The sequence below is a fragment of the Pseudomonas paeninsulae genome (genome assembly GCF_035621475.1).
GTDB lineage: Bacteria > Pseudomonadota > Gammaproteobacteria > Pseudomonadales > Pseudomonadaceae > Aquipseudomonas > Aquipseudomonas paeninsulae.
The window spans coordinates 3924244-3950743 of record NZ_CP141799.1 but is presented as its reverse complement, the minus strand read 5'-3'; the positions used below and the strand labels follow the sequence as shown (position 1 = coordinate 3950743).

The window sequence follows — 26500 nt, the reverse complement described above, 5'->3', positions numbered from 1 at the left end:
ACGATGAACGATCCGGTAAAAGCCTTGTTTCAACCCTTCAGCCTGGGCGCGCTGGAGCTGCCGACCCGTGTGGTGATGGCGCCCATGACCCGTTCCTTTTCGCCGGGCGGCGTACCTGACAGCAAGGTAATCGAGTACTACCGTCGCCGCGCCGCCGGTGGTGTGGGCCTGATCGTCACCGAGGGCACCACCGTCGGCCACAAGGCCGCCAACGGTTACCCCAATGTGCCGCGTTTCTACGGCGACGACGCCTTGGCTGGCTGGCAGAAAGTAGTCGAAGCGGTGCATGCCGAAGGTGGCAAGATCGTGCCGCAGTTGTGGCACGTGGGGAGTGTGCGCAAGCTCGGCACCGAGCCGGACGCTGCCGTGCCGGGTTATGGCCCGAGTGAGAAAGTCAAGGACGGCAATGTCGTGGTGCACGGCATGACCCAGGACGATATCCAGGAAGTTATCGCCGCCTTCGCCCAGGCCGCCAAGGATGCCCAGCGCATCGGCATGGACGGCGTGGAAATCCACGGCGCCCACGGTTACCTGGTCGATCAGTTCTTCTGGGAAGGCAGTAACCAGCGTACCGACGAATACGGCGGCGACCTGGCGCAGCGCTCGCGCTTTGCCATCGAGCTGGTCCAGGCTGTACGTGCGGCAGTCGGTCCGGACTTCCCAATCATCTTTCGCTTCTCGCAGTGGAAGCAGCAGGATTACAGCGCGCGTCTGGTGGAAACTCCGGAGGCTCTGGAAGCCTTTCTCAAGCCACTCAGCGATGCTGGTGTGGATATCTTCCATTGTTCGACCCGGCGTTTCTGGGAGCCGGAGTTCGATGGTTCGCAGCTGAACCTGGCCGGCTGGACGCGCAAGCTCACCGGCAAGCCGACCATCACCGTCGGCAGCGTCGGCCTGGACGGCGAGTTCCTGCAGTTCATGGTCAACACCGACAAGATCGCCGAGCCGGCCAGCCTGGAAAACCTGCTGGAGCGCCTGAACAACCAGGAGTTCGACCTGGTTGCCGTGGGCCGCGCCCTGCTGGTCGACCCGGATTGGGCACTCAAGGTGCGCGAAGGCCGCGAGCAGGACATCCTGCCTTTCAGCCGCGCCGCCCTGACCACGCTGGCCTGATTCATGCTTTAGGTGTGCGCCGCACAACGGCGCAACGCTCTCTCAGCCCCGGCATATCGGGGCTTTTTTTCGCCTTGCAGAAAGTCAGGGGTAGCGGCGCAAGCTAGCCGCCACCTGGTGGCCTGATCGGGCACCCTTGTCGTAGGCGGGGGACGCTCAGTCATTCAACCGCGAACTGCTCGCGGCGCAGCCAAAGCTTCGCGCCTGAAGCGTAACGCCGCCCAGCCGCTCCTACGGTGCGGGTGCGCTCTGCTTGATCGTACCTACGCTCCGCGTGAGCATGCCGCCAGAGACGCCCCGCGTCTCAGGACGACGGACGTAGAGCGTCCAGAGCAGTGTTGCCACGCAGAGCGTGGCAACACTGGGGCTTTTAGTTTGATGAGGCTGCGGGGAAAGAGATGGGCGTGAGGGCTGGGGTGTGCCGGTGGCCTTATTCCCTCTCGTAACACTCGGCGGGCAATTCGACGGTCAGCCGCAGGGCGGCGCGCAGGTACTGCTCGAATAGCTCGACTCTGCTCTCCCAGCCTTGTCGCGAGGCGTGTTGCCGGGCATTCAGGCGCACCCGGCGCAGGCTTTCCGGTTCTTCCAGCAGCCAGCTGGCGGCTTCGATAAAGCCCTGCTCATCTCCCGCCACGGCCAGGGCCCCGTTATGGCCGTGGCGGATATGTTGCGCCGCCGCAGCCTGGTCGAATGCGACCACGGCAAGGCCCGAGGCGAGGGCTTCGAGCACCACGTTGCCGAAGGTTTCCGAGAGGCTGGGAAATACCAAAAGGTCGCCCGAGGCGTAGTGCGCAGCTAGTGCTTCGCCGCGCTGCAGGCCGCAGAACACCGCCTCTGGCAGCTGCTGTTGCAGACTGGCGCGCTGCGGTCCGTCGCCGACCAGAATCAGTTTCAGGCGTTGCTGCGGGTGGGCCTGTTGCAGGGCGCGAAAGCTTTTAACCAAGAGCGCCAGGTTCTTCTCTGCTGCCAGGCGGCCGACATGCAGGATGGCGATATCGCTCTCGGCCAGACCCCAGCTCATGCGCAGGCTATTGCAACGTTTGGCGGGGTGGAACAGCTGACCATCGACGCCGCGGGCGAGCAACTCCAGGCGCTCGAAACCGCGGCGTTGCAGCTCGATCAGCTGGCTGGTGCTGGGTACCAGGGTCATCTGCGAGCGGTTGTGGAACCAGCGCAGGTAGTTGGTCAGGGCGCGGGTCAGCAGGGCGATGCCGTAATGCCCGGTGTACTGCTGGAAGTTGCTGTGAAAACCGCTGACCACCGGAATCTGCAGGCGCCGTGCGGCGCGCAGGGCGGACAGTCCGAGCGGGCCTTCGGTGGCGATGTACAGCACATCCGGGCGCTGCCTTTTCCAGCGTCGCAGTAGCTTGTGCAGTGACGACTGGCCCCACTGCAAGCCGGGGTAGCCGGGCAGCGACCAGCCGCGGGTCAGCAGTAACTGGTCGTCGCTGTTGCGGCCGTCATCGCTGCTCTGCCGTGGGCGCACCAGTTGCAGGCGATGGCCGCGTGCGCGCAAGCCATCGACCAGGCGGTCGAGAATATTGGCTACGCCGTTGATTTCCGGGGTGAAGGTTTCCGTGATCAGTGCGATAGAGAGCGGTGGTGTGTTCATGGCAGCAGTCTCGGCTGTTGCCATGTAGTGCATGTGACAATCTGATTGCTGTTTTGTGACGGCGTTTTCGCCGCGATCAAGTAGGCGCTTACGACGTAATCCGTAGGATCATTGCCTTGCGCTGGTGCTGGGCAAGGCACACCTTTGTGCGCCGCCGGTGTGCAAGATTTCCACGGCTCAGCTGCTAGCTGAGCAGGTCACTCAATTGTTGCCGCAGCCAGCGCTGTGCCGGGTCGAGTTCCTGTTGCCGGTGCCAGATCAGACTGATCTGGACGGGCGGCATGTCGAAGGGCAGGGGCGCCATCTGCAAGGCGTATACGGGCGCGAATGCCTCGGCCAGCCGTTTCGGCACGGTGCCGAGCAGGTCTGTTCGGCCAATGATCGCCGGGATAGGCAGGTAGTTGGGCAGATGCAGCGCCGTCTGGCGACGCACCCTGGCTGAGCCGAGCACGATTTCCAGGGGCGAGCCGCGCCCGGCACGTGGTAGCACCGACACGTGTCGGGCGCTCTGGTAGTCATCCCGACTCAGTCCGCCGGCGAAGGCGGGGTGACCGACGCGGCCGATCACCACCAGCTGTTCTTCCTGTAGGGGGCTGTAGTTCAGATCGGGGGCATCGAAGTGCAGGTAGTCGATGGCCATGTCCAGCGTGCCGCTTTCCAGGCGCTGGATCAGCGTGTCCGCATCATCAGGCTGTACATGAATTTCCACGCGCGGCGCCAACTTGGCCAGGCGCTCGAGCAGCAGCGGCAGCAGGGCAGCCTGGGCATAGTCGTTCAGCGACAGGCTGAAGCTGTGCTCGCTCTGCGGGTCGAAACGCTCCTGGGGCCCCAAGCCACTTTGCAGCAGGCGCAGGGCCTGGCGCACCGGCACGTACAGCACCTGGGCGCGGGCGGTAGGCGTCATGCCTCGTGCGGTGCGCTGGAACAGCTCCTCGCCGAGCTGCTGGCGTAGGCGCGACAGGGCGTTGCTCACCGTTGACTGGCTCAGGTGCAGGCGCTGTGCGGCGCGGGTCAGATTCTGCTCCTGCATCAGGGCGTCGAACACCAGCAGCAGGTTGAGGTCGATCTGGCGTAAATTCGTAACCACGGATAATGCTCTTTTATAATATCCATTATAAAAATAATCAGGCGCCGCATAGACTCCTGTCAACCACCACCGGAGTTACTGCCATGAGCCACAACAACAATGCCCAGGCGTTCCGCATTCGCTACCGGAGCGATATTCATCCGCGGTACAACCCCTGGCTGCATGCCGTCTTCGTCCTCGTCTACGGCGCCGCCTGCCTGTCATTCCTGTGGCGCTCCCTGGATCAGGTGGCCGTCTGGCAATGGCTGCTGGTGCCGCTGACCCTGGTGTTCTTCAGTTGGGGCGAATATATGGTGCACAAGCACCTGGGGCATCACAAGACTCGCTTCGGCAAGCTCTTCTACAAGCGCCATACCGGCGACCACCACAGCTTTTTCGTCGAGGGCCAGATGCGCTACGAGACGCCGCGCGACTGGCGGGTAATCCTGTTTCCCGCCTGGCTGATCGTGCTCTACAGCCTGCCGCTGTTCGGCGCCTGGTGGTTGCTGGCGCGAATCGACGGCAACCTGGCCGCGCTGGTCGTTGGCAGCATGCTGTCCGGCTACCTGGCTTATGAGGTGATGCACGCGTGCGAACACCTGCCTGCCGAACATCCGCTCTCGCACCTGCCTGGGATTTCCCAGATGCGCCGGCTGCATGCGCTGCATCACCGCCGCGACCTGATGCATAGCCACAACTTCGGCATCGTCCATCCGCTGATGGACTGGCTGTACGGGACCTTGCATTGGCAGCCGCTACCCGTCTGCGAGCAGGTGCGCATGCAGCATGCGGTGTACATCGAACGGCCGGCCAATGCGGTGCTGGCTTATGCCGCCACGCCGACGCACTGGCCCGAATGGCATCCGTCGTCCCTGCGTATCGAGGGGCGTGACGGCGTGCTGGTGACCGGTGACGGTTTCGAGGAGGACATCCATGCAGGCCGCCGCTTCGGTCACCTGCGCTGGGAAGTGCTCGATCATCAGGCCGGCCGGCGCTGGCAGGCCAGGGCCTGGGGCGATCAGGGTTTGGAACTGCTGGTGACCTACGAGTGCCAAGCGGAGCACGGTGGCACCCGCTTCGTGCGGACTCTGGATTACGGCTTTCGTGGCCTCGGGATGCAGTTGGTCAATCGCCTGCTGCTACGCCGGCGCATCGAGCAGGAGTCTGAGCGCTCCCTGCAGGCGCTGCGCGAAGTGGTCGAGCGCCGCTTGCCCGCAAGTTGATGAGCGTTCAGCGGGCGGGCGTCAGTGCCCGTTCGCCACCTTCGCGCACCCAGAACAGGGTGGCGCCGGCCACCGCCGCCGGCATCATCAGGATATTGACTCCGGGAATCAGCAGCATCGCGTAGGTGATGCCACCGAACCCCAGGCTCTGCCAGCGCTTCTCGCGCAGCCAGGCGAGCATGTCCGGCCAGCTCATCTTGTTGTTATCCGCCGGGTAGTCGATGTATTGGATGGCCATCATCCACACGCCGAACAGCAGCCACAGCGGCGCGGCGACCAGGTTGACCACCGGGATGAAGGTGAGGATCAGCAGGCCGATGGCGCGCGGCAGGAAGTACCCCAATTTGCGCATCTCACGGCCCAGGGTGCGCGGCACCATGGCCAGCAGTTCGGCCCAACTGAAGGGCGGCAGGGTGTCTTCGCCGCGCACCACCACTTCGACCTTCTCGGCGAGAAAGCCGTTGAACGGTGCGGCGATGATATTGGCCAGCATGGTGAAGGTGAAGAACACCATCAGCAGCACCAGCACCACGAACAGTGGCCAGAGGATGTACTCGAGGAAGCTCAGCCAACTTGGCAGGCTTGGCATAAAGGCATCGACCCAACCGCTGAACTGCTGCACGGCAAAACCGACCAAGGCAACGAAGAGGATCAGGTTGATCGCCAACGGCAGCAACACGAACAGCCGCAAACCCGGGCTCAGCACCAGTTTCAGGCCATCTCTGAGGTATTGCGGGCCGGATAGTACAGGAGCAGGCATGGGGTTCTCCGCGAGGTGAAAGTCGCGCCGACCTTACCGGCTTTGTCCGGTAGGGGAAAGCCCGCCGCTGTCGGCGCGAGGCGCCATAGGGATTCACTATGCATGGAATTGGCAAAGGGTATTTCCTCGATTGCCAGCACCTGCGTAGCCTGCGCATCAGTTCAACGATTGGTTGATTTTGGGGCCTGTGCTTTAGAGCACTATTCAAGTGTCTGGAGCCCCCCTTTTTTCATTCGCCCGGCTCAGTGTCCGGCAGGAGTCTTCTATGTCTGCAACACGTCATGCTCGAGTGATCATCCTGGGTTCCGGTCCTGCCGGTTACAGCGCCGCCGTCTATGCCGCGCGGGCCAACCTCAAGCCGTTGCTGATCACCGGCATGCAGGCTGGTGGCCAGTTGACCACCACCACCGAGGTCGACAACTGGCCGGGCGACGTGCATGGCCTGACCGGCCCGGCGTTGATGCAACGCATGCAGGAGCACGCCGAGCGTTTCGAGACCGAGATTGTCTTCGACCACATCAACGCGGTGGACCTGGCTGGCAAACCGTTCACCCTGGTCGGCGACAGTGCCACCTACAGTTGCGATGCACTGATCATCGCCACCGGCGCCAGCGCCCGCTACCTCGGCCTGCCGAGCGAGGAAACGTTCATGGGCAAGGGCGTTTCGGCGTGCGCCACTTGCGATGGTTTCTTCTATCGCAACCGTGACGTCGCGGTGGTCGGCGGCGGCAATACCGCGGTGGAGGAGGCGCTGTACCTGGCCAATATCGCCAGCAAGGTAACCCTGGTGCATCGTCGCGAAACCTTCCGCGCCGAGAAGATCCTGCAGGACAAACTGCAGGCGCGGATCGCCGAGGGCAAGATCGTGCTCAAGCTCAACGCCGAGGTCGACGAAGTGCTGGGCGACAACATGGGCGTCACCGGCGTGCGCCTGAAGAACAACGACGGCAGCAGCACGGAGTTGAAGGTCGATGGTTTGTTCGTCGCCATCGGCCACACGCCCAACACCTCGCTGTTCGATAGCCAGTTGGCGCTGAAGGATGGATATCTGGTGGTCAGCGGCGGTCGCGACGGCAATGCCACCGCCACCAGCGTGCCGGGCGTATTCGCCGCCGGCGACGTCGCCGACCATGTCTACCGCCAGGCGATTACCTCGGCCGGCGCCGGCTGCATGGCGGCCCTGGATGTGGAACGTTTCCTCGACGGTCAGTAAGCGTCGCGGTCGCCCATAGCCCGACGCGGGCGCTGCACTAGCTGTAGGCGGGTCGCCCCGGCGCGATGCTTTTGGTTTTTGTGGCGGCCCGGCGATCCCCCGCATGGCCGCGGGGCGCGCCGCTTACAACGAGTCGTTGTGCTGCGGGGGGGCTCTGCTCAGGCCTTGCGCTTGAGTGGCGGCTGGTCGAAGCGCACGCCGGCGAGGCCGGTAGTCATCAGTGCGCGGATGTTGCCGTGGTCGTTGCCATCCGGGGTGGCGAGCACGCTGCGGTAGTGTTCGCCGAAGCAGCGCAGGGCATCTTCCAGGCTGAAGCCTTCGAGCAGGGCCATGCCGAGGGTCTTGCAGGAGCCTTCATTCTGTCCGGCTGGGTTTTCCATCGCGCCATTGCGGAAGGCGCTCGGCTGGTAATCATAGTGCTCAGCGATAAATGCCAGGGTCTCGGCAAAGGCGAACTCGTCGCCATGCAGGTGGGCGCGGAAATCGTGCAGGGCGCTCATGCATTGTTGCCTTTATCGCTGGCCTTTCTGAATGCAGCCTGCTGTTCGGCGCTGGCCTCCTGCTGGTATTTGTTTTTCCACTCGCTGTATGGCATGCCGTAGATTTCTTCGCGCGCCTGGTCCGGGTTGAGCGCAACGCCGATGTCATCAGCCGCGGCCTTGTACCATTTGGACAGGCAATTACGGCAGAAACCGGTGAGGTTCATCATGTCGATGTTCTGCACATCGGGGCGGCTGCGCAGGTGTTGCAGCAGGCTGCGGAAGGCGGCTGCTTCGAGTTCCAGGCGTTCTTGATCGGTCATGGTGATGTTCTCAGAGGCGGGCAGGGCTTCTGTCGGGCGCGGGCGGCGACGCCGACAGACTGGCTGACTAACGAGTCGGGGATGATAAAAGCCCCGCCGCCCTGCGGCAATGCCTGGGCGGCTGGTTGGTCGAGCCTTTGCAGGGTAATCCGCCGTTCAGCGGTGGCCGGCTAGGGTGATCGATACCGACTCGGCAAAGCGCAGGGCGTGGGGTTTGTCCACTTCCACTTCAGCGTAGCGCACGGCCGTCTGCTGCATCACCAGGTCGAGAATTTCCTGGGTCAGGCGTTCGAGCAGGGCGAAGCGATTGTCTTCGACGTGCTGGATGATCGCCTTGGTGATGGTGCGGTAGTTCAGAGCGTGATCGATATCGTTGTCGCGTACCGCCTCGTTTGCCGGGTAGAGGATGGTCAGGTTGATCAGCACATCCTGCTTGTTGTTGATTTCCTCTTCCTTGATTCCGATGAAGGTTCGCAGACGCAGATCCTTGACCCGAATTCGCGCCATTCCAGGCTCCAGTCGTGGCATAGCTAGTTGCTCCGTCCAATCAGTTGCAGGAACTCGTGGCGGGTATTGTATGACTCGCGGAAGGCGCCGAGCATCACCGAGGTGCTCATGACCGAGTTCTGCTTCTCGACGCCACGCATCATCATGCACATGTGCTTGGCTTCGATCACCACGGCGACGCCGGCGGCGTTGGTGACCTGTTGCACGGCGTCGGCGATCTGCCGGGTCAGGTTTTCCTGGATTTGCAGGCGCCGCGCGTACATGTCGACGATCCGCGCGACTTTCGACAGCCCCAGCACCTTGCCGGTGGGGATGTAGGCAACATGTGCCTTGCCGATAAACGGCAGCAGATGGTGCTCGCACAGGGAATAGAGCTCGACGTCCTTGACGATCACCATTTCGTCATTGTCGGAGGCGAACAGCGCGCCGTTGACCACCTCTTCCAGGCTTTTCTGGTAGCCGTTACACAGATATTGCATGGCCTTGGCCGCGCGTTTCGGGGTGTCCAGCAGACCTTCGCGCTCAGGGTCTTCACCTACGCCGAGGAGGATTTGGCGATAGTGATCAGGCAGTTCTTGGTTCATGGGTGCAATCCTCGAGGCGCGCCTCACTTGAGATGGCGGCCGCCGTTTACGGTAAGGGTGGTGCCAGTGACGTAGGGGTTGTCCAGCAGGTAGCGCAAACTTTGGTAGATCACCTGGGGACCGGGTTCGATGCCCAGTACCGATTTCTCCAGGGTTTTTGCCCGGTAGGCCGCGTCATCCTCGGGGTTGAACATGATCAGTGCCGGGGCGATGCCGTTGACCTTGATCTGGGGGGCGAGTTTGGCGGCGAACGAGAGCGTGAGGCTGTCCAGGCCGGCCTTGCTGGCGCAGTAGGCCGGGCGCTTGGCGCTGCCTTTGCGGGCCACATCGTCACTGATATGGATGATGTCGGCCGGGACCGAGCGCTGCAGCAATTCCGCGCAATGCAGGTTGATCAGATAGGGCGCCAGCATGTGCACGTTGAACAGCTGATGGAATATTGTCGCCTCTGCGCCGGGCGTTTCGACCAGCCAGTCGGAGGCGTTGTGGACGATGGCCCGCAGGCTGTCGGTGTGGCTTTTCAACTCGGCGATAAAGGCGAGAATCCCCGCTTCGCTGGAAAAGTCCGCCTGGATGGCCAGCGCTCCGCGCGCGCGCAGATGCTTGATGCCCTCGCGCTCACTGCGGTAGGTGGCGATCAGCTGATGACCGTCATCGAGCAGGCGCTCGGCACAATACAGACCGACTCGTTGACTGGCGCCAGTGATCAGGACGGGTGATGCGCTAGCGCTCATGATGGACTCAGCTGATGGGATAGTGGGTTCAGCGACGTGACGGCGGGATACCTGACCAGTAAGGCGCTTCGCGACTGAACCAGTGACAAAGTTATACCAGCTGCAAGTTTTGTACAACCATGCGGGCTGTATGGTTACTGTCGGCTTGATCGCTTTATACCTGTTCTGCTGGGCTGTGTCGCGCAGGTGCAAAAGTTTAAGCGTCGTAAAACTTGATTTTGTCCTGTACAGGATAAGTTTATATGTACAGGTTTTCGGGGTGATTTTGAGCCTGTGACAATTGCGTATTGCGCAGCTGTGGCGGCAGGCCGAGCGGGTCGAGGTATTTGCCGTGCGTTACAGTGGTTATGCCGTGCAGGTGATTGCGGCGGGTGGCCGCGTACAGGCTTCATTGCCGGTGTCCACCTCTGGCCTTGGTTGCCTGCGCTGCTGTGGTGTGCGGCGGGTTGCGCAGTCATGACGAGATCAGCGGCCGTCCTGGTCGGCAGGTGCCCGATATCGGCTTGCTCATTCAGTTATAGGCGTGCGCCGGGCGTGAGGTCCGGGCGCTGATCGGCGTTGCATTGCCCACGCTGACAGCGGTTGCCTGCCTGCGGATGCGGTAGCCAGGCCAATTGCGGGCGCAACACGCAGAATAGCCAGTAACCCAGCTCAAAAACGGGGCGCAGCGACCGCCAGGTCAGGGGTGTCGCCCAGCGGCCAAGTCCCGTCGCGCGCCAGCTCCAGAGCGTGGCGTCGAGGCCGGTAACCCACTGGCCATCGGCGAAGCGGGCGTGCAGCCTGTTTGTCAGGGTAGTGCTGTCAATGCCGACGCTGTCTGCTTGGAAGCCTGCGCTGCTGATATCGATCAACAGCAAGCGTTGCTCGTTGGCATGCCGGCTCAGTAACTGGATCTCCTGGGCGCACAGCGGGCAGTCGCCATCGTAGTAAAGGGTCAGTGGCCAGCGCGGAGCATGAGGCATGGTCAAGTTATCCGTGTAGGGCTCGTAAAATGTAGGTCGGTGTCAGCTGAGTTACAATGCCGGCAACATTGTTGCGGTGATACCTCTCTCATGTCCGATCTCGTTGGTGGCTTGTCCCTCGATTCGAGTGCCCTCAAGCAGGAAGAGCTGTTTCCTATCCGCGAGGTATCCCGCTTGACCGGAGTCAATCCGGTGACCTTGCGGGCCTGGGAGCGACGTTACGGATTGATCCAGCCGACGCGCACCGACAGCGGGCATCGCCTCTACTCGCAGGCGGACATCGAGTCTGTGCGCAGCATTCTGGCGTGGATCGAGCGCGGGGTGTCGGTCAGTAAGGTCGGCAAGATTCTGGCGAAAAACATTTCGACCCGATCGGCCAGCACACCGGTCTATGAAGAAGTCACCTGTGGCGAGTGGGCGGAATGGCAGGCTCAACTGCGCCGCGCGATCAGTGCCTTTGACGACGTCAGGCTCGATCGCTTGTACGGCCAGGTGTTTTCCAGCTACCCGCTGCCGGTGGTGTTCCAGGACATTCTGATGCCGCTCTGGCAGGAATTGCTGCTGAGCCAGGACGAGTTCGGGCAGGCCAGCGAGTGGTTGTTCTTCGATACCTTCCTGCGCGCGCGCACCTTGCAGCGCCTGCAGATCTTGCGCACCCAGGCCGAGGAGCGGGTCTTGCTGGCGGCCTTGCCGGGTCACTGCCGCGAATTGGAGTTGCTGGTCACCGGTCTGCTGCTGAGCGGTTCGCAGGTGTCGGTCAGTGTGCTGGGATTGGGTCAGCCGTTGGAAGAGCTGGCCCTGGTCTGTGAGCGCATGCAGCCGCAGGCGTTGGTGCTGTTCACCAATCTGCCCCCCAGTGACGACTTGCCACGCGTGCTGGCGCGCCTGGCGCTGGCGCTGGATTGTCCGCTGGTGTTGGCGGGGGATGGCGCCGAGCTCGCCGAAGATAGCCTGAGCGGCTCGCCGATAGCCTGCCTGGGTAACGAGGGTCGCCTGATGCAGCGCCGTTTGCAGCAGTTCCTCGCCGGGCATCTGGATACCTGACAACCACTTCACGTCCTGCATACCTGCATAGGCTGCCGTGCGCCGAGTGCTGGGGCTATGCCGGTCGCAACCTTACTGCTGAATGCCGTGTATGCGCTCAACCCGCGCGGCCCGACCTACCCGGCCCGACCTACGCGGCCCGGCCCATACACGCTTTGGCCGCGCGGATCAGCGTCAGCACGAATGGCTGACTTGCAGGCGAAGTTACTTACACCCTGGGCAGGGGGATAAGGCAAGGAGGCGCGATCGCCCGCTAGCCCTGGCTGACCTGGGGGTGGAGGGCGCGGTGCTGCTGGAAAATAAACTGCTGCAAGCGCTCGCTGCCGCGTTTGTCGAGCGGGTCGAGTTGATAGGCCAGCAGCCCGCCAGCGGTTTTACGTACCAGGCTGCCTTCAATGGCAATCGGTTTCTGGCCGGCCAGCGGCAGAATCAGGTTGAAGTGCTCGGGCGTGGCACGCTTGGCGCGAAGTTCGATCAGCAGCCCGTTGAGCGACAGTTCGTGTACCCACAGGTCGCTGGGTTTGGCATTGCGCTGGCGCAGTACAACGGGTGGGTCCAGCGGCAGGCGCCAGGCACGGTTGGCCGGGCCGTCTTCGAAAATCTGCGGAGTGCCCAGCTCAAGATGCTGAACCTGTTGCGCGTCTTCGACCAGGTGCGCGGTAAACGTCAGACGCTGATTGGCGACGTGTGCCTCAATGGTCAGTTGCTCCTTGGCTGCACAGTAGGCGAGCAACTCTTGGAGCTGAGCGCCGGCATCGACCAGCAAGCTTGGCGCGGGAGCGGGCTTGCGCTGGCTTGGCGCAGGCTTGGTATGTAGGTGCTGGATAAAGTCCAGTTCAGCCTGGGTGAGCAATGGCTGTTCTTGCATGGTCGAACTCTGCGCGAAGGCTTGAACCCTTTAAGACAGCATAGTTCGCTATTGGTTTATACCAGTGGTCGGTCTTTTAGCTGTGCCAGTGCCGCGCGCACAGTCGCCAGTTCGGTTTCCAGTTCCTTGACCCGTTCCTGGGTTTGTACTTGCTCGGTGACATTTTTCTGGATGCCGATGAAGTAGGTCAGCTGATCAGCTTCGTTGAACACCGGGGTGATCGACAGTTCGTTCCAGAAGGCGCTGCCGTCCTTGCGGTAATTGCGGATGATCTGCCGGCAGGGTTGGCGGGTGTTCACCGCTTCGCGGATGACGGCCAGACCAGGCTGGTCACGGTCGCTGGCCTGCAGGAAGCGGCAATCCTGATAGAGGATCTCTTCGCTGGCATAACCGGTGAGCCTTTCAAAGGCGGGGTTGGCATAGATGAGGATGTTGTCATCGCCCTCTTGCTCGGCAACCACAATGCCGTCGTTCGAGGCGTCGATCACCAGTTGCAGCAGTTTGGCGTTGATCATGAGGTGATTCCTGGGCTCTGTCTGCTGCATTCTAAAACATCCGGCCGCGCTGTCTACTTGCGGCATAATGCCCGCCGTTTCAGACTGTGTTCTGCATGTTTCGGAGTTATTTATGAAAGTCGCCATCCTTTCCGGTTCGGTCTATGGCACTGCCGAGGAAGTCGCCCGGCATGCCGAGCAACTGTTGAAAAATGCCGGTTTCGACGCCTGGCACAACCCGCGCGCCAGCCTGGCCGATGTCCAGGCGTTTGCCCCCGAAGCCTTTCTGGCGGTGACCTCGACCACCGGCATGGGCGAGCTGCCGGATAACCTGCAGCCTTTGTATTTCGCCATCCGCGATCATCTGCCCGCGTGGAGCGGCCTGCCCGGCGGGGTGATTGCCCTGGGTGACTCCAGCTACGGCGACACCTTCTGTGGTGGTGGCGAGCTGGTTCGCGAGTTGTACGCCGAACTGGGTATTCGCGAGGTGCAGCCGATGTTGCGTCTGGACAGCAGCGAAAGCGTCACTCCGGAAAGCGACGCCGAGCCTTGGCTGGCCGAGTTCATGGCAACGCTGCAGGCCTGATGCAGTCCGCGCGCATGCGTTGATCGGCTCTGCGCAAAAGCTGGCGGGTTGTCGCTTCGCTCCGAACGGATCGCCGCCCGAGCCGCCCTACCCGCAGGCAGTACGCCGTGGATAGTCGGCGCGGGGCGAAAAAAGCGGTGGATTGTCGCTGCGCTCTAAGCGGAACACCGCCTGGATCGCCCTGTAGCAAACAAGGCTCGCTCGGTCACTAAGCTGGCTGCCAGGGCAACTCACGTTTGCCGCATCTCTCGCTAGACTCCTTGGCACTGATAACAACAAGTGCCGAGGTGTATGCCATGACCGCTGCTCAAGTTCTGCCGACTCCGAACCTCAAGGACCAGGTGTCCGCCGCCGAATGGCAGACCCGCGTCGATCTGGCTGCCTGCTACCGGCTGATCGCCCTGTATGGCTGGGACGACCTGATATTCACCCACATCTCGGCCAAGGTGCCGGGCAGCGACGAGTTCCTGATCAACCCCTTCGGCCTGATGTTCCATGAGATCAGCGCCTCCAGCCTGGTGAAGATCGACCTGGCCGGCAACAAGCTGATGGACAGTCCCTTCAATATCAATCCGGCCGGCTACACCATCCATAGCGCCGTGCACGAGGTGCGCCACGACGTGGCCTGCGTGCTGCACATCCACACGGCCGCCGGGATCGCCGTGTCGGCACAGAAGCAAGGCCTGCTGCCGCTGTCGCAGCAGTCGTTGTTCGTTCTCTCCAGCCTGGCCTATCACGGCTACGAGGGGGTGGCGCTGAACCACGACGAGAAGGCCCGACTGCAGGCCGATCTGGGCGACAAGAACTTTATGATCCTGCCCAATCACGGCCTGCTCAGCGCCGCCGGCAGCATCGCCGATGCCTTCCTGATGATGTTCACCCTGCAGCGCGCCTGCGAAATCCAGGTGATGGCGCAGAGTGGCGGCGCCGAGTTGATCCACATCCCCCAGCAGATTCTCGATGGCGCCAAGGCGATGCTCGCCGGGGTGATGAGAAGTCCGCAGGGCATGGGCGGCGCGCTGCCCTGGCCGGCCCTGCTGCGCAAGCTCGACCAGCAGATGCCGGGCTATGCCGAATGACTGCACTGCCCGGCATTGCCCTGGCGGATTGGCGCGCCGAGGGCCTGCCCTTCGAGTTTCGCGGCCATGCCATGCGCTATTGGACGGCGGGCGCGGCAACCGCCGAGCCCTTGCTGCTGATCCATGGCTTTCCCACCGCCAGTTGGGATTGGCACTACCTGTGGACGCCGCTGAGCCAGGATTACCGCCTGATCGCCTGCGACATGCTCGGTTTCGGTGATTCGGCCAAACCGCGCGGGCATGCTTACAGCCTGCTGGAGCAGGCCGACCTGCAGCAGGCGCTGCTGGCGCACCTGGGCATTCAGGCGCCGGTGCATGTGCTGGCGCATGACTATGGCGACAGCGTCGCCCAGGAATTGCTCGCAAGGCACCATGAGAGCCGCCTACAGCTGGCCAGTTGCGTGTTCCTCAATGGTGGCCTGTTTCCGGAAACCCATCACCCGGTGCTGGTGCAGAAACTCCTGCTCAGCCCCATCGGGGCGTTGATCGGTCGGCTGTTCAGTCGGCAGAAGCTGGCGGCCAGTTTCGCCAAGGTGTTCGGTCCGCAGACCCAGCCGAGTGTCGATGAGTTGGATGACTTCTGGAGCCTGATCAGCCACAACGATGGGCCCGGTGTGATGCACCGGCTGATTCGCTATATGCCTGAGCGCCGGGTGCAGCGTGAGCGCTGGGTCAAGGCCATGCAGCGTGGCGGGGTGCCGTTGCGGTTGATCGACGGCGCTGCCGACCCGATCTCCGGGGCGCATATGCTGGCACGTTACCGCGAACTGATCCCGGCGCCCGACACTGTGTTGCTTGACGGCATCGGCCATTACCCGCAAACCGAGGCGCCGGCCTTGGTCTTGCAACACTATCTGGCCTTTCGCCAGGCTTTGGCTTGCCGTAATGAACAGACGACAGCTGGTTAAATTCGCGGCATTGACTGGCGTGGCGGGCGTCGGGGCAGGCTACTGGGCTTTGCCGGCCGGCGAAGCGCCAGGGCCGCTCAGCTTGCAAGGCGCGCAGCAGCTAGTGAGCGGTCTGCGGGATAAGCAGCTGGTCAGCCTCAAGGGCTGGAGCCCGGCCGAGGTGTTCAACCACTGCGCGCAAAGCATCGAGTCTTCCATCAGCGGTTACCCCGAACTTAAGCCCGCCTGGTTCCGCCATAGCGTCGGGCCGCTGGCGTTCAGTGTATTCGCCGCGCGTGGGGCCATGCGTCACCCACTGGATGAGGCCATTCCTGGCGCTGCGCCGCTGAGCGAACCGGCCACCCAGGTGCTGGCGCTGGAGCGGCTGCAGCAGGCGTTCGCCGACTTCGCCAGCTACCAGGGCGAGTTGCAGCCGCACTTTGCCTACGGCGTTCTGAGCCATGCCGACTATGCCCAGGCCCATGTGCTGCACCTATATAACCACCTGAGTTTGATCCGGAGGGCTTAATCATCCCGCAGCCTTATCGAGCACCATTCAGCTGTGGGCGTCTTTATTGTGACCAGCACGCGCCTGCTGGACACTTGGATCATTGCCAACCTGCCAAGGAGCTCACTTCATGAGCGAAGCCATTAGTTTTCAAGACCAAGTCGTGATCGTCACCGGTGCCGGTGGTGGCCTGGGTCGCGCCCATGCCCTGCTGTTTGCCAAACATGGCGCCAAGGTGGTGGTCAATGATCTCGGTGGTAGCACGCATGGCGAAGGCGCCAACGCATCGGCCGCCGCCAAGGTGGTCGAGGAAATCCGCGCCGCCGGCGGCACCGCGGTGGCCAATCATGACTCGGTGACCGATGGCGAGAAGATCGTTCAGCACGCCCTGGAGGCCTTTGGCCGTATCGATGTGGTGGTCAACAACGCCGGCATCCTGCGTGACAAGACCTTCCACAAGATGGACGACGCCGACTGGGATCTGGTCTACAAGGTCCACGTCGAGGGCGCCTACAAGGTGACCCGCGCCGCCTGGCCGCACATGCGCGAGCAGGGTTATGGCCGGGTGATCTTCACCGCCTCCACTTCCGGCATCTACGGCAACTTCGGCCAGGCCAACTACGGCATGGCCAAGCTCGGTCTGTATGGCCTGACCCGCACCCTGGCCATCGAAGGGCGCAAGAACAACATCCTGGTCAACGCCATCGCCCCCACTGGCGGTACGCGCATGACCGAAGGGCTGATCCCGCCGCAGATATTCGAGCAACTCAAGCCCGAACTGGTCAGCCCGCTGGTGGTTTACCTGGCTAGCCAGGCCTGCGCAGAAACCTCTGGCCTGTTCGAGGTCGGCGGCGGCTGGATCGGCAAGACGCGCTGGGAGCGCAGCCTGGGCACCGGATTCGACCCGCGTGCCGGCTTCAGCCCGGAAGACGTGGCCGATCATTGGCAGCAAATCTGCGACTTCGACGACGCGGTGCACCCGGCCGACACCATCGAGGCCTTGCAGGCGATGATGAAGCATTTGCAGCAATACACCTCCTGATCGCGGCAGCCTGGCGGGGGATTCGGCCAAAGGGCTGATTTTCCTCACGCGGAGTTCTAAGGTGAAGGCCGGCTAAATGCCGGCCTTTGGCATTTAGGAACGCGGGAGCGACGCCTCAGTCCCGTGCCCGCTAAAAGTGGCCATGGCTAAGCGCATCGCGGGCGTGGCCCGCGCCTATGGTTTTCCTTGAAAACGGAGATTTGTTCATGAGCGTTATCGTCGAGAACAACGGCCCGGTCACCACCCTGATCATCGACCGTGCGCCGGTGCGTAACGCCGTCGACCGGCCGACCGCCGAGGCCTTGGCCGCGGCGTTGCGTGCATTCGAGGCGGACCCGCAGGCGCGGGTCGCCGTGCTTACCGGCGCTGGTGGGACCTTCTGCGCCGGTGCCGATCTGGGCGCGGTGGCTGCAGGCGGCGCGCGCGCCAATCGCCTGGAGCCTGAGGGCGACGGCCCCATGGGCCCGAGCCGCATGCAACTGAGCAAACCGCTGATCGCCGCCATCGAAGGCCATGCGGTGGCCGGCGGCCTGGAACTGGCGCTGCTCGCCGACCTGCGGGTGATGGCCGATGACGCCGTGCTCGGGGTGTTCTGCCGACGCTTCGGCGTGCCGCTGATCGACGGCGGCACCGTGCGCCTGCCACGGATCATCGGCCAGGGCCGCGCGTTGGACCTGATCCTCACCGGCCGTGCGGTATTGGCCGAGGAAGCGCTGGCCATCGGCCTGGTCAACCGTGTCGTTCCGACCGGTACGGCATTGGCCGCCGCCCAGCAACTGGCCCTGCAGATCGCCGACTTCCCGCAGCACTGCCTGCTGGCCGACCGCGCCAGCGCCTATGCGCAGTGGAACCTGCCCTTCGAGGCAGCCATCGCCAACGAATTTCGCGGCGGCCTGGCCGTGGTCGACAGCGGCGAAATCCAGGCCGGCGCGCAGCGTTTCAAGGCGGGGCAGGGCCGTCACGGCGCGTTCTGATGCTCGTACCCGTGGGAGCGGCCGGGCGGCGCTCCGCTTTAGCCGCGAAGGGCTTACTCAACCCTCAACTCTTGCCGGAAATCCCGTACTTGCGCAGGCGCATGGCGATGGCACTGTGCGAGGTGTGCAGGCGCGCCGCCAGTTGTCGGCTGGAGGGGTGGCTGAGGTAGAGCTTTTCCAGCAGGGCTTTCTCGAAACCGGCCACGGCAGCTTCCAGGCTGACGATATCGCCTTCGAGCAGTTGGGGGGCTACGGCGGTGCTGGCGATGTCCAGATCGTCGATCTGCACCAGATTGCTTTCGCAGATGGCGGCGGCGCGGAAGATCACGTTCTGCAGCTGGCGCACGTTACCCGGCCAGCGGTTGCCAAGCAGTGCCGGGTAGGTGTCTGGCGCCAGACGGCAGGGCAGGCGTTGAATCTGCTTGCAGGCATGCTGCATGAAATGCCGGGCCAGCAGCAGGATGTCCTGGCCGCGTTCGCGCAGGGGTGGCACTTCCAGGTTGAGCACATTGAGGCGGTAGAACAGGTCTTCGCGGAAAGCGCCTTCGCTGACCATTTTTTCCAGGTCGCGGTGGGTCGCGCTGAGGATGCGTATATTGACCTTGACCTCACGCTCGCCACCGACCCGGCGGAAGGTGCCGTCACTGAGAAAACGCAGCAGTTTGGCCTGCAGGTAAGGCGACATCTCGCCGATTTCATCGAGAAACACCGTGCCCTGGTTGGCCAGTTCCAGTAGCCCCGGTTTGCCGCCGCGTTGGGCCCCGGTAAAGGCCCCGGGGGCATAGCCGAACAGCTCGCTTTCGGCGAGGTTTTCCGGCAAGGCCGCGCAGTTCAGCGCCAGGAAGGGCGCTGAACTGCGCGCGCTGATGGCGTGGCAGCCACGCGCCACCAGCTCCTTGCCGGTGCCGGTTTCGCCCTGGATCAACAGCGGCGCATCGAGGCTGGCGACGCGCAGGGCACGGGTCTTCAAGGTGCGGATCGGCAGCGACTCGCCGAGCAGTGAGTCGAAGCTTTCGACATGGTCGTGGTGCAGGGCCGCCAGCCGTGCACCGATGCGGCTTGGCTCATACAGGGTCAGCAAGGCGCCAGCGAGGCGGCGCTGCCCGCTATCGACGGCTTCACTGATCGGTGTGGCGTCCAGCAGCAGCGCCTGGCCGTTGAGGGTGACTTCGCGCAGCGGCAGGCGGAATTGCTGCTCCAGCAGGGCATGCAGCAAGGCCGGATCGACGAACAGTTCACCGAGCGACAGCCCTTCCACGTCACGTCCACACAGGGCGATCAGCGCCGGATTGGCCAGCAGCACACTGCCTGCGCCATCCACCGCCAGCACCGGGTCGGTCATCGCCGCGAGCAGTGCGTCGAGCTGCAGGCGCCGGCGCTGGCCGGGGAGGATGTCGACGATGGTCACCGCCTGCACGCCACGCACCTTGAACAGGGCCTCGCGCAGCTCGTCGAGCACCGCGGCGCTCAGGGTCGGCGCGTCGATGTAGACGTTCGGCGGCACCATTTCCACCGCATCCAGGTTGAGATTGCGTCCACCGAGCAGGGCCAGGACTTCCTGGGTGATACCAACGCGGTCGATAAAGCTGACGTGGATGCGCATACGGGCGGGGAACCGGCTCGATTACAGGTGCAGCAGTATGCCCGGTCTGGATGGCTTAGTTAACCGAGCGAAGGTTTCACGGTTGCGCGTGGCCGGCAGGCGCGGGTCAGCCGCTCAACCGCAGCGGATGTGCTGGATCACCTCGGCCTCGTCGATCTCGATGTTCAGCCGTTGCGGGTCATGCTCCATGCTCACGGCATCGCCGGGCGCCAGCACTCGCACGCGTTGCGCCCCGGTCTGTTGGCGCGCGCGCTCGATCCGCTCGGCGGTGGCCTGCTTGCCGAGCATGCCCGGCACCGCTTCGGCTTTGCAGCCGTGACTTGGCTTGCCGGACCCCGGCGCGTCGGGCGTAGCGGTGGAGCTGCAGCCGGTCAGGACTGCGAGCAAGGTCAGGCTGGCGGTGATCTGTTTGAACAGCATGCGGTGTTCCTCCGTGTCGGTGTGTGCCGCTGGCGCCGAGTCGAGCGCTTATCCGTGTTTACGATAGGTCAGCAGGACGATGCCGCCGACCACTATGGCGCCGCCAATGATCTGCGTCTGGTTGAGCATCTGGCCGAGGATCAGCCAGCCCAGCAGCAGGGTTGCCACCGGCTCGATATTCATCACCGGGGTGTTGCGCGCCATGTCCAGGCGCGGCATGTAGATGAACAGCAGAGAAAAACCGGTGCAGTAGAGCAGGGCCAGCACGCCCAGGGCGATCCAGCCGGTGGTGCTCGTGGGTGACTGAAAACCGCCAGGGATCAGGTCGGCGATGCCTGCCGTGAGCGTTGCGGCGAACACTACCAGCATGGTCAACATGCTGCGCAGCGAACCGCGTAGGCCCGACAGTTTGTGTTCGGTCACCCACAGCGCGCTGGCGAAGGCGCAGGCGGCAGAAAACGCCAGACCGATGCCGAGCAGCCAGTCGCTGCCGACCTTGTCATGGCTGCTCAAGCGGGCTGGCACGTCGAGGGCGAACAGCAGGCCGAAGAGGATCATGGCCATCAGCAGGGCCGTGCGTCTGGTCGGCGGCGAACCTCCGAGCGCCCAGGTGAGCAAGGCCAGGAGAATCGGGAAGATATTCGCCACCAGCAACGCCAGGGCCACCGGTATTCGCGCCACCGCCGAATACAGGCAGAGGCTCTGCACCGTAATCAGTAACCCTAGCAGCAACTGCCAAGGCCAGGTTCCGGGCCCCGGACGCAGGGTCTGCCGTTGCCACAGCACCAAGGCCGTGAGCGCCAGCAGTGTCACCCCGGAGCGGCAGAGCACCGCCAGCAGCACCCCGGCATCTTGGTCGAAGGCGATACGCGCGGCGATATGGTTGCCAGCGAGAATGCAGGCGAGAAAGGCCAGCAGCAGTACGGCGAGGTGGCGGGGAAACGGCGTAGGGGAAGACATAAGCGCGCGGACAGTTCCTGGGCAGATTCGGCGCGAAACTCCGCGCCCGGGACAGGGTACAGCAGCCGCCGAGCAGCCGGTCGGGGTTGTGCCGGGGTCTTCGCGCCAGTGAGCTAGCTCCGCACCAGAAGCCATGACCGCCAGCATGGGCCGACGGATGGTGGCGTGCGAGTTGAGCACCGTCATTTGTGCTCATCTAGGCTTCAGCCTGTTAACCACACCTTGGTTTGGGGGAACCGATTTCGCAGGAGACACGCACATGCACACGATGACTCGCACACTCGTCCTACCGGCGGCCCTGTTGGCCTTGGCCTGCAGCTTCGCTAGTCAGGCCGAGCAAGCCGACATGACCTTCTTCGTCACCAGCGAGGGATCGGGCCAGGGCGCCAACTTCGGCGGCCTGGAGGGTGCCGACGCGCACTGCCTGAAGCTGGCCGGTGTCGCCGGGGCCGGCCAGCACACCTGGCACGCCTACCTCAGCGCCAGCGCCAGCGAAGGGGCGGCGTCGGTCAACGCTCGTGATCGCATCGGCAGCGGCCCCTGGCAAAACGCCAAGGGGGTGGTCATCGCCAAGGATGTCGCACAACTGCATGGCGACAACCAGCTGACCAAGGACACCGCCCTGGACGAGCACGGCGCGCCGATCAAGGGGCGTGGTGACACGCCGAACATGCACGACATCCTCACCGGCTCCCAGGCCGACGGCACGGCGTTCGCCGCGGGCGAGGATAATACCTGCGGCAACTGGACCAGCAATGGCGAAGGCTCTGCCCAGGTCGGCCACCATGACCGCATGGGCTTGAGCGACGATGCGGCGTCGCGCTCATGGAACTCCTCGCACCCCTCGCGCGGCTGCAGCGACGAAGGCCTGAAGGGTACCGGCGGGGCGGGGCTGCTGTACTGCTTTGCCGTGGACTGAGGCGGATGCCAGCGGGCCGGCACTAGGGTGCTGGCCTGCTGGCATGTTGTGCTGCTGGCGGGACGAGCAGTGCAGCGTTGAGCAGAGGCGGATGTGCTGCGCTTGAATCGACCCAGGGCATGGGACGAAAAAGCGGGCACTCTGGCGCGTGTTGTCCACCCGGCGCTACTCGCACGTTCGGGTAGGGGAAACGCGGCGGCACGCTCTGGCCTATGCATAGTAGGGCTAATTGGCTAGGCCTTAGTTAAGGCCGCGTAACCCACCAAGCGGTTGTCGGCTTACCTCCTTTGGTGGGTTACGGCGCAACCGGCTACGCACCAGCCAATAGCCTGCAGTCATGCGCCTAACCCACCCTACGAATCATCGTCCCTCACGCAACGCCTAGCCGGCATGCACGTTTCAACACGTAACGGGGACATAGCCTTAGTCAAAGGGGCACGCCTGGATGCGTCTGTTAGGTACAGCCGGTCTAGGGTGATTCATTTGCATTCCAAATCAATGGCCAGAAAAAACAAACTAAAGGGATCAACCCGTCGGTGCGACACTCCGGCGCGAATACAGTGCCTGCCTAGCCTGACTCCGGCCGCACGCAACGTGTCGAGCACATCTCCATGGAGGAGCTGATCGTCAGTGTTCAGGCGTGCGTTTCGTCATCCGCCTCATGCCCATAAGCTCACAATAAGAATCGGAGTTGTTGATGTTCAATAAAGTGATAGGCCTTAGTGTGGGCCTGGTGCAACGCTATCTCCCTTCGCCCTTCGTGTTTTCAGCCATCTTGACCTTGATCGTGCTGGTGGCGGGGATGGTCTCCACTCAACAGACCTTGCCGGCCATGGTGCAGCACTGGAGTGGCGGTTTCTGGTCGCTGCTGGCGTTCGCCATGCAGATGAGCCTGATCTTCGTGACGGGCCACGCGCTGGCTAGCGCCCCCATCGTCAATCGGCAATTGGATCGCCTGGCCGGCCTGGCACGCACCCCTGGTCAGGCGGTGGTATTGGTGACCCTGGTTGCCCTGGTGGGCTGCTGGATCAACTGGGGCTTCGGCCTGGTGATCGGCGCCGTATTTGCCCGGGCCTTGGCGCGCAAGGTCGTCGGAGTCGACTACCCGCTGCTGGTGGCCTCGGCGTATTCAGGTTTTCTCATCTGGCATGGCGGCCTGTCGGGCTCGATTCCATTGTCGATGGCAACCGGTGGGGCCGATCTGGCCCGCATTACCGCAGGGGTTATCACCGAGCCCGTGGGGGTCATGCAAAGCCTGTTTATGCCGATCAACCTGACGATCATCGCCTTGCTGGTGATTGGTTTGCCGCTGCTCAATCGGGCCATGCACCCACGCAGCAATGCCAAAGTGGCCGACCCGGCCCTGCTGGTCGATACCAGCGACGAGCTGCCGCAGCGTGCTACTCCCGCGCAACGGTTGGATGACAGCCGCATTCTCGGTCTGGCCCTCGTGGCGATTGCCGGCGTGTATCTGTTCAACCACTTCAGTAGCAAGGGCTTTGTCCTGGGCCTGGATGTAGTCATCGCGATCTTCCTGTTCTGCGGCCTGCTGCTGCACGGAACGCCCGAGCGCTACATGCGCGCCGTGGAAAAGAGTGTGCGTGGCATCGGCGGTATCGTGCTGCTGTTTCCCTTCTACGCGGGGATCATGGGCATGATGATGGGCGTCAATGCCGAGGGGATTTCGCTCGGCCGGCAGATCACCGAACAGTTCATTGCCTGGGCATCGGCGGATACCCTGCCGGTGTTCGCCTTCCTCAGCGCCGGTGTGGTGAACGTGTTCGTGCCATCGGGTGGCGGCCAATGGGCCGTACAAGGACCGATCATGCTGCCGGCTGCTCAGGCGCTGGGCGTGTCGCCCTCGGTGACGGCCATGGCGATTGCCTGGGGTGATGCCTGGACCAACATGATCCAACCCTTCTGGGCACTGCCCCTGCTCGGTATCGTCGGCCTCGGCGCCCGCGACATCATGGGTTACTGCCTGATCACGCTGCTGTATTCCGGCATAGTGATCTCGGGGGTCTTTTACCTGATGGCCTAAGCGCAGACGGGTTGTGTTCTGAATACTGAAAAGCCCCGGATGTAAGTCCGGGGCTTTTCTTTGTGCAGGGTTTTGCAGTGCTGCCTGACGCAACCTCAATGCAGAGGAACGTCTTGTCGCTTATCGACAGGGCAGATGCCGGGATTAACCTGGAGCGCAGCAGAGAAGCCCGGCAGCCTGCTAGGCTGGCGGTTCGTTATGCGACCCGGCGAGACTCGACCATGACCAAGCGCCCCAGCAATAGCTACTCCCAGTACCATGCCCACGTTTACTTCGATGAACAGTCGCTGCCGTTGGCCACCTCGATCTGTGAGCAGGTTGGCGAGCTGTTCGCAGTCAAGGTCGGGCGTATTCATCAACGCCTGGTCGGCCCGCATCCGCGCTGGAGCTGCCAGCTGTCGTTCGACCATGTGCAGTTCGATCGACTGCTGCCTTGGCTGGAGGCCAACCGTCAGGGGTTGTCCGTCCTGGTGCATGGTGTAACCGGCGATGATCTGGCCGACCACACCCGCCACGCGGCGTGGCTGGGCGAAGAGTTGGCGCTGGACCTGACCATGTTCAAGACCTGAGTTAACCCGGTTCGCGGGACACTGCAGTGGCCGCCAGTCGAGATGTCGTAGCGCGCACCCATGCAGCCGCGTTAATCAATGGCGGCGCCTGTGAAGGCCCGCCCGGCCTGCGCCCCGAATATCACGCAGATTACTATGGCGGCTACTTTCGCGACCCCGATGGCAACAAACTCGGTGTGTGTTGCCATGAGCCCGCGCACGCGTAGCGCAGTCAATTTATGCTCTTGGTCAGCACACCACTGTCCACCGACGCGGTGTTCTGTGGCAGGCACTGGCGGAACAGGTCACGCTCGGGCTGGTACGCCGAGGTACGCACATCCATCAGGCCGAGGATCGAGTGGAACAGGTTGTCGTGCGAATAAGCGACGCCCTGATGCTTGGCCAGGCAGCTGGCTTGAATGCCCGAGCGTTGTTCCAGCCCAGCCGATAACCAGACAATCATCGGCACATGGGTTTGCTCGCTCGGCGCCATGGCGTAAGGCAAGCCATGCAAGTAGAGACCATTCTCGCCCAGCGACTCACCGTGATCGGACATATAGAGCATGGCCGTGTCGAAACGCGCGGCGTTGCCCTTGAGCAATTCGATGGTTTGCGCCAGCACATGGTCGGTGTAGGTCAGGGAGTTGTCGTAGGCATTGACGATGCTTTCGGCCGAGCAGCGGTCGAGCTGGTTGTCCTGGCACACCGGGGTGAATTTCTCGAACGCCGCCGGGTAACGCTTGAAGTACGCCGGGCCATGGCTGCCTTTCATGTGCAGCACCACCACGGCATCGTGATCGAGCGTGTCCAGGTAGGTTTGCAGGCCGCTGAGCAGCACCTCGTCGTGGCACTCATTGCCCTCGCACAGGTCGGGAATCTGCAGGTGCGAGACGTCGTCGGTCGGCACGCGGTCGCACGCCCCCTTGCAACCGGAATTGTTATCACGCCACAACACCGCGACCCCGGCGCGCTGCAACACATCCATCAGGCCCTCGCGGTTCTTGGCCATCGAGTCCTGATAGTTGTCGTGGCCGACATCGAGGAACATGCAGGGCACCGATATCGCGGTGGCGGTGCCGCAGGAGCTGGCATTGCTGAAGCTGATGACAGCCTGCTTGGCCAGCTCCGGGTTGGTCGGGCGGGCGTAACCATTGAGCGAGAAGTTCACCGCCCGCGCGGTTTCCCCGACGACCAGGATCGTCAGCTTGGGCTTAACGGCACCGCCCACCTGCTTGAGCTGGTGAGCATCGGCGCCGACCACCTGTAGCTTGGTCGGGGTCGCGAACTGACGTTTGCTATAGCCATGTACCGCCGCCGCCACGTTGGACGGGGTCAGCAACAGACGCAGCTCATGGTGATTGCGCAGCAGCGAGGCGTACGACTGATAGTTGCTCATCGCGATGCCGCCCAGGCAGGCCAAGGCCAGCACCATGCTCGCCAACTTGAAGCCCAGCTCACGCGCCCAGGGTCGGGTGAGCAGGCGTACCCGGCTGACGACCAGTGCGGGTACTACGCCAAGAACCAACACCCAGCCGAGCATGCCCCAGCTGAACAGGTCCATGGCCTCGGCACTGTCGGTCTGCAGCACGTTGGTCAGCATGTTGTAGTCGATGACGATGCCGTAGCTGCTCATGAAGAAACTGGCCGCCGCCGACACCAGCAGCAGCACCCCGAGGATGGCCTTGGTCAACCGCCCCCAAGTCAGCAGGCTGAGCAACAGGTACAGCCACAGCCAAACCAGCACGGGCAAGGTGATCAGGAACAGGCTGTTGTCATTGCTCCAGCCGCCAACACCGTGCCAGACATCCCGCCAGAAGGGGATGTTCATGCTCAGCATCAGCCACAGCGCCACCAACAGGGTCAGCACGTTGCGGCTGATGGCGAAGGTCCACGTGGCGGAGCCTTCGGGTTTTTCGGTTGACTGAGGGATTTTTCGCACAACGGCCTCTAT

General features: G+C 63.1%; 29 protein-coding genes. 14 read left to right on the top strand and 15 right to left on the bottom strand.

From position 1 onward, the window contains the following. Positions 1-3 precede the first annotated feature (3 nt). A complete protein-coding gene (locus VCJ09_RS18170; protein ID WP_324731500.1) occupies positions 4-1113 on the top strand; it encodes an NADH:flavin oxidoreductase in 1110 nt (369 codons plus the stop codon). Between the two features lie 430 nt (positions 1114-1543). Here VCJ09_RS18170 and VCJ09_RS18165 read toward each other — a convergent pair whose 3' ends face one another. Together VCJ09_RS18165 and bsrA are read right to left on the bottom strand one after the other, a co-directional pair. After that, the gene (locus tag VCJ09_RS18165; RefSeq protein ID WP_324734686.1) at positions 1544-2749 is read right to left on the bottom strand and encodes a glycosyltransferase family 4 protein; all 1206 of its coding nucleotides are present in this window, start codon (positions 2747-2749) and stop codon (positions 1544-1546) included. A gap of 160 nt (positions 2750-2909) precedes the next feature. Continuing rightward, complete coding sequence (bsrA, locus tag VCJ09_RS18160) at positions 2910-3812, bottom strand: LysR family transcriptional regulator BsrA (protein ID WP_324731499.1); 903 nt, start codon at positions 3810-3812, stop codon at positions 2910-2912. An 83-nt stretch (positions 3813-3895) separates the two neighbouring features. Between bsrA and VCJ09_RS18155 the strand changes: the two genes are divergently transcribed. Further along, positions 3896-5014, top strand: a complete 1119-nt coding sequence (locus VCJ09_RS18155) for a sterol desaturase/SRPBCC family protein (protein ID WP_324731498.1) — start codon at positions 3896-3898, stop codon at positions 5012-5014. Positions 5015-5021: 7 nt separating this feature from the next. Here VCJ09_RS18155 and cysZ read toward each other — a convergent pair whose 3' ends face one another. Next, positions 5022-5774, bottom strand: a complete 753-nt coding sequence (gene cysZ, locus VCJ09_RS18150) for a sulfate transporter CysZ (RefSeq protein WP_324731497.1) — start codon at positions 5772-5774, stop codon at positions 5022-5024. A gap of 265 nt (positions 5775-6039) precedes the next feature. Here cysZ and trxB point away from each other — a divergent pair, with 265 nt between their 5' ends. After that, a complete protein-coding gene (gene trxB, locus VCJ09_RS18145) occupies positions 6040-6987 on the top strand; it encodes a thioredoxin-disulfide reductase (RefSeq protein WP_324731496.1) in 948 nt (315 codons plus the stop codon). A 158-nt stretch (positions 6988-7145) separates the two neighbouring features. On the opposite strand, the gene VCJ09_RS18140 is transcribed toward trxB, so the two are convergent. From VCJ09_RS18140 to folM, 5 genes are all read right to left on the bottom strand, one after another. Continuing rightward, positions 7146-7487, bottom strand: coding sequence for a HopJ type III effector protein (locus VCJ09_RS18140; RefSeq protein ID WP_324731495.1), 342 nt, complete (start codon positions 7485-7487; stop codon positions 7146-7148). Next, the gene (locus tag VCJ09_RS18135) at positions 7484-7789 is read right to left on the bottom strand and encodes a DUF1244 domain-containing protein (protein ID WP_324731494.1); all 306 of its coding nucleotides are present in this window, start codon (positions 7787-7789) and stop codon (positions 7484-7486) included. Before VCJ09_RS18135 ends, VCJ09_RS18140 begins: the two co-directional genes overlap by 4 nt. 156 nt (positions 7790-7945) lie before the next feature. Then, positions 7946-8317: a dihydroneopterin triphosphate 2'-epimerase gene (gene folX / locus VCJ09_RS18130; protein ID WP_079202904.1), complete on the bottom strand. Its 372-nt coding sequence runs from the start codon at positions 8315-8317 to the stop codon at positions 7946-7948. A 2-nt stretch (positions 8318-8319) separates the two neighbouring features. Beyond that, a complete protein-coding gene (folE, locus tag VCJ09_RS18125; protein ID WP_324731493.1) occupies positions 8320-8880 on the bottom strand; it encodes a GTP cyclohydrolase I FolE in 561 nt (186 codons plus the stop codon). Positions 8881-8903: 23 nt separating this feature from the next. After that, positions 8904-9614 carry a dihydromonapterin reductase gene (gene folM / locus VCJ09_RS18120; RefSeq protein ID WP_324731491.1) on the bottom strand — a complete coding sequence of 237 codons (711 nt, stop codon included), beginning with the start codon at positions 9612-9614 and terminating at the stop codon, positions 8904-8906. A gap of 280 nt (positions 9615-9894) precedes the next feature. On the opposite strand from folM, the gene VCJ09_RS18115 reads away from it, so the two are divergent. Then, positions 9895-10074: a hypothetical protein gene (locus VCJ09_RS18115; RefSeq protein WP_324731490.1), complete on the top strand. Its 180-nt coding sequence runs from the start codon at positions 9895-9897 to the stop codon at positions 10072-10074. Between the two features lie 55 nt (positions 10075-10129). Here the strand turns inward: VCJ09_RS18115 and VCJ09_RS18110 are convergent, their stop codons facing one another. Further along, on the bottom strand, positions 10130-10576 hold the full coding sequence (locus tag VCJ09_RS18110; RefSeq protein WP_324731489.1) for a thiol-disulfide oxidoreductase DCC family protein: 447 nt from the start codon (positions 10574-10576) through the stop codon (positions 10130-10132). Positions 10577-10666: 90 nt separating this feature from the next. Here VCJ09_RS18110 and VCJ09_RS18105 point away from each other — a divergent pair, with 90 nt between their 5' ends. Next, a complete protein-coding gene (locus VCJ09_RS18105) occupies positions 10667-11620 on the top strand; it encodes a MerR family transcriptional regulator (RefSeq protein WP_324731488.1) in 954 nt (317 codons plus the stop codon). Positions 11621-11873: 253 nt separating this feature from the next. On the opposite strand, the gene VCJ09_RS18100 is transcribed toward VCJ09_RS18105, so the two are convergent. Both VCJ09_RS18100 and VCJ09_RS18095 read right to left on the bottom strand, forming a co-directional pair. Next, entirely contained in the window at positions 11874-12488 is a 615-nt protein-coding gene (locus VCJ09_RS18100) for a PilZ domain-containing protein (protein ID WP_324731487.1), read from the bottom strand. A 56-nt stretch (positions 12489-12544) separates the two neighbouring features. Beyond that, complete coding sequence (locus VCJ09_RS18095; protein WP_324731486.1) at positions 12545-13003, bottom strand: PAS domain-containing protein; 459 nt, start codon at positions 13001-13003, stop codon at positions 12545-12547. Positions 13004-13115: 112 nt separating this feature from the next. Here VCJ09_RS18095 and VCJ09_RS18090 point away from each other — a divergent pair, with 112 nt between their 5' ends. From VCJ09_RS18090 to VCJ09_RS18065, 6 genes are all read left to right on the top strand, one after another. Then, positions 13116-13568 carry a flavodoxin gene (locus VCJ09_RS18090; RefSeq protein ID WP_324731485.1) on the top strand — a complete coding sequence of 151 codons (453 nt, stop codon included), beginning with the start codon at positions 13116-13118 and terminating at the stop codon, positions 13566-13568. A 296-nt stretch (positions 13569-13864) separates the two neighbouring features. Then, positions 13865-14647: a class II aldolase/adducin family protein gene (locus VCJ09_RS18085; protein WP_324731484.1), complete on the top strand. Its 783-nt coding sequence runs from the start codon at positions 13865-13867 to the stop codon at positions 14645-14647. Further along, the gene (locus tag VCJ09_RS18080) at positions 14644-15555 is read left to right on the top strand and encodes an alpha/beta fold hydrolase (protein WP_324731483.1); all 912 of its coding nucleotides are present in this window, start codon (positions 14644-14646) and stop codon (positions 15553-15555) included. The genes VCJ09_RS18085 and VCJ09_RS18080 overlap by 4 nt, the downstream gene beginning before the upstream one ends. After that, on the top strand, positions 15533-16063 hold the full coding sequence (locus VCJ09_RS18075; protein ID WP_324731482.1) for a DUF1569 domain-containing protein: 531 nt from the start codon (positions 15533-15535) through the stop codon (positions 16061-16063). Before VCJ09_RS18080 ends, VCJ09_RS18075 begins: the two co-directional genes overlap by 23 nt. Before the next feature lie 109 nt (positions 16064-16172). Further along, positions 16173-17084 carry an SDR family oxidoreductase gene (locus VCJ09_RS18070; RefSeq protein WP_324731481.1) on the top strand — a complete coding sequence of 304 codons (912 nt, stop codon included), beginning with the start codon at positions 16173-16175 and terminating at the stop codon, positions 17082-17084. Between the two features lie 206 nt (positions 17085-17290). Beyond that, on the top strand, positions 17291-18058 hold the full coding sequence (locus VCJ09_RS18065; protein ID WP_324731480.1) for a crotonase/enoyl-CoA hydratase family protein: 768 nt from the start codon (positions 17291-17293) through the stop codon (positions 18056-18058). Between the two features lie 64 nt (positions 18059-18122). Here the strand turns inward: VCJ09_RS18065 and VCJ09_RS18060 are convergent, their stop codons facing one another. The 3 genes from VCJ09_RS18060 to VCJ09_RS18050 all read right to left on the bottom strand — a co-directional run bounded on the left by VCJ09_RS18060 (position 18123) and on the right by VCJ09_RS18050 (position 21041). Beyond that, positions 18123-19661 carry a sigma-54-dependent transcriptional regulator gene (locus VCJ09_RS18060; RefSeq protein WP_079202891.1) on the bottom strand — a complete coding sequence of 513 codons (1539 nt, stop codon included), beginning with the start codon at positions 19659-19661 and terminating at the stop codon, positions 18123-18125. A 114-nt stretch (positions 19662-19775) separates the two neighbouring features. Next, complete coding sequence (locus VCJ09_RS18055) at positions 19776-20081, bottom strand: I78 family peptidase inhibitor (protein WP_324731478.1); 306 nt, start codon at positions 20079-20081, stop codon at positions 19776-19778. A 48-nt stretch (positions 20082-20129) separates the two neighbouring features. Continuing rightward, entirely contained in the window at positions 20130-21041 is a 912-nt protein-coding gene (locus tag VCJ09_RS18050; RefSeq protein WP_324731477.1) for an EamA family transporter, read from the bottom strand. Positions 21042-21300: 259 nt separating this feature from the next. On the opposite strand from VCJ09_RS18050, the gene VCJ09_RS18045 reads away from it, so the two are divergent. The 3 genes from VCJ09_RS18045 to VCJ09_RS18035 all read left to right on the top strand — a co-directional run bounded on the left by VCJ09_RS18045 (position 21301) and on the right by VCJ09_RS18035 (position 24570). Then, complete coding sequence (locus tag VCJ09_RS18045; protein WP_324731476.1) at positions 21301-21960, top strand: hypothetical protein; 660 nt, start codon at positions 21301-21303, stop codon at positions 21958-21960. Between the two features lie 697 nt (positions 21961-22657). Beyond that, positions 22658-24001, top strand: a complete 1344-nt coding sequence (locus tag VCJ09_RS18040) for a short-chain fatty acid transporter (RefSeq protein WP_324731475.1) — start codon at positions 22658-22660, stop codon at positions 23999-24001. Between the two features lie 221 nt (positions 24002-24222). Then, complete coding sequence (locus VCJ09_RS18035; protein WP_324731474.1) at positions 24223-24570, top strand: DOPA 4,5-dioxygenase family protein; 348 nt, start codon at positions 24223-24225, stop codon at positions 24568-24570. A 211-nt stretch (positions 24571-24781) separates the two neighbouring features. Here the strand turns inward: VCJ09_RS18035 and VCJ09_RS18030 are convergent, their stop codons facing one another. Continuing rightward, complete coding sequence (locus tag VCJ09_RS18030; RefSeq protein ID WP_324731473.1) at positions 24782-26488, bottom strand: phosphoethanolamine transferase; 1707 nt, start codon at positions 26486-26488, stop codon at positions 24782-24784. Between the last annotated feature and the right edge of the window lie 12 nt (positions 26489-26500).

What these genes read in the sequence shown, in the direction of transcription:
- VCJ09_RS18170 (WP_324731500.1), top strand. Translation starts at nt 4, where the DNA reads ATGAACGATCCGGTAAAAGCCTTGTTTCAACCCTTCAGCCTGGGCGCG.
- VCJ09_RS18165 (WP_324734686.1), bottom strand. Translation starts at nt 2,749, where the DNA reads ATGGCAACAGCCGAGACTGCTGCCATGAACACACCACCGCTCTCTATC.
- VCJ09_RS18155 (WP_324731498.1), top strand. Translation starts at nt 3,896, where the DNA reads ATGAGCCACAACAACAATGCCCAGGCGTTCCGCATTCGCTACCGGAGC.
- cysZ (WP_324731497.1), bottom strand. Translation starts at nt 5,774, where the DNA reads ATGCCTGCTCCTGTACTATCCGGCCCGCAATACCTCAGAGATGGCCTG.
- trxB (WP_324731496.1), top strand. Translation starts at nt 6,040, where the DNA reads ATGTCTGCAACACGTCATGCTCGAGTGATCATCCTGGGTTCCGGTCCT.
- VCJ09_RS18140 (WP_324731495.1), bottom strand. Translation starts at nt 7,487, where the DNA reads ATGAGCGCCCTGCACGATTTCCGCGCCCACCTGCATGGCGACGAGTTC.
- VCJ09_RS18135 (WP_324731494.1), bottom strand. Translation starts at nt 7,789, where the DNA reads ATGACCGATCAAGAACGCCTGGAACTCGAAGCAGCCGCCTTCCGCAGC.
- folX (WP_079202904.1), bottom strand. Translation starts at nt 8,317, where the DNA reads ATGCCACGACTGGAGCCTGGAATGGCGCGAATTCGGGTCAAGGATCTG.
- folE (WP_324731493.1), bottom strand. Translation starts at nt 8,880, where the DNA reads ATGAACCAAGAACTGCCTGATCACTATCGCCAAATCCTCCTCGGCGTA.
- folM (WP_324731491.1), bottom strand. Translation starts at nt 9,614, where the DNA reads ATGAGCGCTAGCGCATCACCCGTCCTGATCACTGGCGCCAGTCAACGA.
- VCJ09_RS18110 (WP_324731489.1), bottom strand. Translation starts at nt 10,576, where the DNA reads ATGCCTCATGCTCCGCGCTGGCCACTGACCCTTTACTACGATGGCGAC.
- VCJ09_RS18105 (WP_324731488.1), top strand. Translation starts at nt 10,667, where the DNA reads ATGTCCGATCTCGTTGGTGGCTTGTCCCTCGATTCGAGTGCCCTCAAG.
- VCJ09_RS18100 (WP_324731487.1), bottom strand. Translation starts at nt 12,488, where the DNA reads ATGCAAGAACAGCCATTGCTCACCCAGGCTGAACTGGACTTTATCCAG.
- VCJ09_RS18095 (WP_324731486.1), bottom strand. Translation starts at nt 13,003, where the DNA reads ATGATCAACGCCAAACTGCTGCAACTGGTGATCGACGCCTCGAACGAC.
- VCJ09_RS18090 (WP_324731485.1), top strand. Translation starts at nt 13,116, where the DNA reads ATGAAAGTCGCCATCCTTTCCGGTTCGGTCTATGGCACTGCCGAGGAA.
- VCJ09_RS18085 (WP_324731484.1), top strand. Translation starts at nt 13,865, where the DNA reads ATGACCGCTGCTCAAGTTCTGCCGACTCCGAACCTCAAGGACCAGGTG.
- VCJ09_RS18080 (WP_324731483.1), top strand. Translation starts at nt 14,644, where the DNA reads ATGACTGCACTGCCCGGCATTGCCCTGGCGGATTGGCGCGCCGAGGGC.
- VCJ09_RS18075 (WP_324731482.1), top strand. Translation starts at nt 15,533, where the DNA reads ATGAACAGACGACAGCTGGTTAAATTCGCGGCATTGACTGGCGTGGCG.
- VCJ09_RS18070 (WP_324731481.1), top strand. Translation starts at nt 16,173, where the DNA reads ATGAGCGAAGCCATTAGTTTTCAAGACCAAGTCGTGATCGTCACCGGT.
- VCJ09_RS18065 (WP_324731480.1), top strand. Translation starts at nt 17,291, where the DNA reads ATGAGCGTTATCGTCGAGAACAACGGCCCGGTCACCACCCTGATCATC.
- VCJ09_RS18060 (WP_079202891.1), bottom strand. Translation starts at nt 19,661, where the DNA reads ATGCGCATCCACGTCAGCTTTATCGACCGCGTTGGTATCACCCAGGAA.
- VCJ09_RS18055 (WP_324731478.1), bottom strand. Translation starts at nt 20,081, where the DNA reads ATGCTGTTCAAACAGATCACCGCCAGCCTGACCTTGCTCGCAGTCCTG.
- VCJ09_RS18050 (WP_324731477.1), bottom strand. Translation starts at nt 21,041, where the DNA reads ATGTCTTCCCCTACGCCGTTTCCCCGCCACCTCGCCGTACTGCTGCTG.
- VCJ09_RS18045 (WP_324731476.1), top strand. Translation starts at nt 21,301, where the DNA reads ATGCACACGATGACTCGCACACTCGTCCTACCGGCGGCCCTGTTGGCC.
- VCJ09_RS18040 (WP_324731475.1), top strand. Translation starts at nt 22,658, where the DNA reads ATGTTCAATAAAGTGATAGGCCTTAGTGTGGGCCTGGTGCAACGCTAT.
- VCJ09_RS18035 (WP_324731474.1), top strand. Translation starts at nt 24,223, where the DNA reads ATGACCAAGCGCCCCAGCAATAGCTACTCCCAGTACCATGCCCACGTT.